This is a genomic window from Mesorhizobium sp. WSM4850 (genome assembly GCF_055811735.1).
The window spans coordinates 1-442 of the sequence record NZ_JBVVPV010000178.1 but is presented as its reverse complement, the minus strand read 5'-3'; the positions used below and the strand labels follow the sequence as shown (position 1 = coordinate 442).

Here is a 442-nt window from a genome sequence, read left to right as displayed (position 1 = left end):
CCAAGTCGCTCCTTGCCGCCGGAGGTGTATTGACGTGGCACGAGCCCAAGCCAGGCCGCAAAGTCCCGCCCGCGTTTATAGAGCCGACGCGGTCGCGAAGACCGATCCTTGAGCCCTTCCACACCCTCGGTTTTGAAGCGGGCTGTCCACTTGCGAATAGTGCGCGGCAGACGCCTGCGGCTCGTGCGGCGGCCTACGGCGTCCGCCCGCTCAGCACCTGGATCACAATCCGCTCTCGACCGCACGGTGTCAGACGGGCATTCTTATGGATGTTCATGCGGTCCTCCGAGGAATCACTGAAGCTTCGCAACCTCAGCTTCCTCGCCCAGGACCGGATGGACAACCTGTTGAAAGCTCACATCTAGCGAAGCTGCGGAGGAGATCGGCAACGCGTGCTGCGGTACGGTCGACGTCAAACTGAAGCTCAGGGTGGCGATGGAAA

The 442-nt window shown here is 62.0% G+C and carries 1 pseudogene; it reads right to left on the bottom strand.

The annotated features are described in order from the left end of the window. A pseudogene (locus tag AC0L2Z_RS35480) lies at positions 1-158 on the bottom strand (leucine zipper domain-containing protein); the annotation flags it as partial. Positions 159-442: the final 284 nt, after the last annotated feature.